Source organism: Photobacterium nomapromontoriensis, assembly GCF_050336815.1.
Taxonomy (GTDB): Bacteria; Pseudomonadota; Gammaproteobacteria; order Enterobacterales; family Vibrionaceae; genus Photobacterium; species Photobacterium nomapromontoriensis.
Genome location: NZ_JAKJSL010000012.1, coordinates 1 through 3,501 on the forward strand (window position 1 = coordinate 1; position 3,501 = coordinate 3,501).

At 47.8% G+C, this 3,501-nt stretch carries 3 tRNA genes and 4 rRNA genes; all 7 read left to right on the top strand.

The features are described from left to right. Positions 1-108 (top strand): 23S ribosomal RNA (locus L4D12_RS00660); the annotation flags it as partial. A gap of 137 nt (positions 109-245) precedes the next feature. After that, positions 246-361: ribosomal RNA gene (gene rrf / locus L4D12_RS00665) — 5S ribosomal RNA — on the top strand. A gap of 407 nt (positions 362-768) precedes the next feature. Next, positions 769-2,313: ribosomal RNA gene (locus L4D12_RS00670) — 16S ribosomal RNA — on the top strand. Between the two features lie 173 nt (positions 2,314-2,486). Next, a tRNA-Glu gene (locus tag L4D12_RS00675) sits at positions 2,487-2,562 on the top strand. A 4-nt stretch (positions 2,563-2,566) separates the two neighbouring features. Then, a tRNA-Lys gene (locus L4D12_RS00680) sits at positions 2,567-2,642 on the top strand. Positions 2,643-2,776: 134 nt separating this feature from the next. Then, positions 2,777-2,852, top strand: a tRNA-Val gene (locus tag L4D12_RS00685). Positions 2,853-3,327: 475 nt separating this feature from the next. Then, a 23S ribosomal RNA gene (locus L4D12_RS00690) occupies positions 3,328-3,501 on the top strand; the annotation flags it as partial.

A 3,501-nucleotide genomic window follows, 5' to 3' on the forward strand; every position in this document is an offset into this window, starting at 1 on the left:
TAAAGGTCTCTAAAGGGTTGTTGAAGACTACGACGTTGATAGGCAGGGTGTGTAAGTGCTGCGAGGCATTGAGCTAACCTGTACTAATTGCCCGTGAGGCTTAACCATACAACACCCAAGGGGTTTTATCTCGAAAGAGAATCGGACTCTGTAAGCACTTGAATGCAGTGTTGAACAAATTTGTAAACTAGTTAACTTTCCCAGATTGCTATTTACTGCCTGATGGCGGTGAATAAACGAATTTGCTTGGCGACCATAGCGTTATGGACCCACCTGATCCCATGCCGAACTCAGCAGTGAAACGTAATAGCGCCGATGGTAGTGTGGGGTCTCCCCATGTGAGAGTAGGACATCGCCAGGCTCCCAATTTGAGAGCCCGTTCAGTGAACGGGCTTTTATTTCGCTCCGATTGATTGTGATGTGAGCGACGTCAACAGAAGGTTTTTGCTTTCTCATTATTCGATGAAAAAGTTGAAAATTTTGTCTTGACTGAATATCAGAAAAGCGTATTATACGCAGCCTGACTTGCGGAAGTGGAAATCACTAACGCATTGAAAGTCAACGTTCTTTAACAATTTGACCATGCAATCTGTGTGGGCACTCGTGAAATGATAGTCAACAAAAGAATTATCAATGAAACTGAGTGACCAATACAAAATGGCGTATCTATTTATAGAGAAGTTATTTTGGCACAGTCAATTCGTTCATTACTTTGGTAATGAACAAACAGTATTTCATTGAGCCGCTATTTATAGCAGCAAACACTTTTAATTGAAGAGTTTGATCATGGCTCAGATTGAACGCTGGCGGCAGGCCTAACACATGCAAGTCGAGCGGTAACAGAGAGAAAGCTTGCTTTCTTTGCTGACGAGCGGCGGACGGGTGAGTAATGCCTGGGAACATGCCTTGGTGTGGGGGATAACTATTGGAAACGATAGCTAATACCGCATAACGTCTACGGACCAAAGAGGGGGCTCTTCGGACCTCTCGCGCCAAGATTGGCCCAGGTGGGATTAGCTAGTAGGTGGGGTAAAGGCTCACCTAGGCGACGATCCCTAGCTGGTCTGAGAGGATGATCAGCCACACTGGAACTGAGACACGGTCCAGACTCCTACGGGAGGCAGCAGTGGGGAATATTGCACAATGGGGGAAACCCTGATGCAGCCATGCCGCGTGTGTGAAGAAGGCCTTCGGGTTGTAAAGCACTTTCAGTTGTGAGGAAGGCGGTAGCGTTAATAGCGTTRCCGTTTGACGTTAGCAACAGAAGAAGCACCGGCTAACTCCGTGCCAGCAGCCGCGGTAATACGGAGGGTGCGAGCGTTAATCGGAATTACTGGGCGTAAAGCGCATGCAGGTGGCTTGTTAAGCCAGATGTGAAAGCCCGGGGCTCAACCTCGGAATAGCATTTGGAACTGGCAGGCTAGAGTACTGTAGAGGGGGGTAGAATTTCAGGTGTAGCGGTGAAATGCGTAGAGATCTGAAGGAATACCGGTGGCGAAGGCGGCCCCCTGGACAGATACTGACACTCAGATGCGAAAGCGTGGGGAGCAAACAGGATTAGATACCCTGGTAGTCCACGCCGTAAACGATGTCTACTTGGAGGCTGTTCCCTTGAGGAGTGGCTTTCGGAGCTAACGCGTTAAGTAGACCGCCTGGGGAGTACGGTCGCAAGATTAAAACTCAAATGAATTGACGGGGGCCCGCACAAGCGGTGGAGCATGTGGTTTAATTCGATGCAACGCGAAGAACCTTACCTACTCTTGACATCCAGAGAATTCGCTAGAGATAGCTTAGTGCCTTCGGGAACTCTGAGACAGGTGCTGCATGGCTGTCGTCAGCTCGTGTTGTGAAATGTTGGGTTAAGTCCCGCAACGAGCGCAACCCCTATCCTTGTTTGCCAGCACGTAATGGTGGGAACTCCAGGGAGACTGCCGGTGATAAACCGGAGGAAGGTGGGGACGACGTCAAGTCATCATGGCCCTTACGAGTAGGGCTACACACGTGCTACAATGGCGTATACAGAGGGCTGCCAACCAGCGATGGTGAGCGAATCCCAGAAAGTACGTCGTAGTCCGGATTGGAGTCTGCAACTCGACTCCATGAAGTCGGAATCGCTAGTAATCGTAGATCAGAATGCCACGGTGAATACGTTCCCGGGCCTTGTACACACCGCCCGTCACACCATGGGAGTGGGCTGCACCAGAAGTAGATAGCTTAACCTTCGGGAGGGCGTTTACCACGGTGTGGTTCATGACTGGGGTGAAGTCGTAACAAGGTAGCCCTAGGGGAACCTGGGGCTGGATCACCTCCTTAAACGATAGACTGCTGTTTTATGCAGTGTCCACACAGATTGCTTGGTCGAAAAGTAAAAGAGTACGAGTAGAAAGGATCGAGGTTCGAGAGCGTCTACTCACACCAATGTGCCCAACACATTGGCTGGTGACAGAACTTAGGACTCGTTCCTAGGAACTCGCACCTAACACTAAGTCCCGTTCGTCTAGAGGCCTAGGACACCGCCCTTTCACGGCGGTAACAGGGGTTCGACTCCCCTACGGGACGCCACTTAGGGTCGTTAGCTCAGTTGGTAGAGCAGTTGACTTTTAATCAATTGGTCGCAGGTTCGAATCCTGCACGACCCACCATTTTCAAGTGTATTTCTAGCTTGTTCGCTAGATTTGATACTTTCGATGCTCATGTGCTTTATGCACACTGCGCGTCTCAGTTCAAATCTATCATCACCGCTAACGAAATAATCATTGAAAATACCACATTATGTGGGCGATTAGCTCAGTTGGGAGAGCACCTCCCTTACAAGGAGGGGGTCACTGGTTCGAGCCCGGTATCGCCCACCACTCTCTAAGAATTTTCTGCACGGAATCGCAGATTTAACGAAGGTAGCTTTGTTAAGTCCGTATTTTCGACGCTGAAAGTCATTAGAAAGTGGATCTTTAAGTAGAAACACAATGCTCTTTAACAATCTGGAAAGCTGACTAGTAAATTCAATCGAATGATTGAATTAACAAATAGTATTTTTGCTTCTTTATATAGAATCAGAAATACGAGTTCTCAACACAAACACATTCAAGTGTCTGTAGTTTGTTTTCACTTTTTAAAAGTGAAAGTAAACAATGAGTCCGGCGAAACATAAAAACCTTGGTTGTTTGATTATGCAACTCAATGTGGTTTGCGATGTAGATTTCTTTTTTAGACCACTCGCACGACGTTTTTGTCGACGGGAGCGTAACGTGTTACGTAACCAAGCAAAAATAGAGTAAGAGGCAGGATAAAAGAGAAAGATCGAGCAAAAGAAACCTCTTGGGGTTGTATGGTTAAGTGACTAAGCGTACACGGTGGATGCCTTGGCAGTCAGAGGCGATGAAGGACGTATTAACTTGCGATAAGCCCAGTTTAGGCAGTAAAAGCCACCTGAGACTGGGATTTCCGAATGGGGAAACCCACTTGCATAAGCAAGTATCGTTACGTGAATACATAGCGTAACGA